This window comes from Liquorilactobacillus uvarum DSM 19971 (genome assembly GCF_001434935.1).
GTDB classification, from domain to species: domain Bacteria; phylum Bacillota; class Bacilli; order Lactobacillales; family Lactobacillaceae; genus Liquorilactobacillus; species Liquorilactobacillus uvarum.
Genome location: NZ_AZEG01000161.1, coordinates 1 through 208 on the forward strand (window position 1 = coordinate 1; position 208 = coordinate 208).

At 35.1% G+C, this 208-nt stretch carries 1 pseudogene; it reads left to right on the forward strand.

The annotated features are described in order from the left end of the window. Positions 1–88 precede the first annotated feature (88 nt). Positions 89–208 (forward strand): annotated as a pseudogene (locus FD20_RS14090) (AbrB/MazE/SpoVT family DNA-binding domain-containing protein); the annotation flags it as partial.

Below are 208 nucleotides of genomic sequence, written 5' to 3' on the forward strand. Positions count from 1 at the left end.
ATCTTGAACCTCTTTAAGAACGTTTGAATCTTTGATGGGTAAGACAACTTGTTGCATGTAAATGACCTCCAGTAAGAATATTTGCATTGTGTATCTACACAGGATATACTTGATTTTTAATAATAATTTAGGAGGGGGAAATATGGAACCTATTAAAGAACAAACACGCTTAGCAAAGTGGGGAAACTCGAAAGCTGCTAGAATTCCT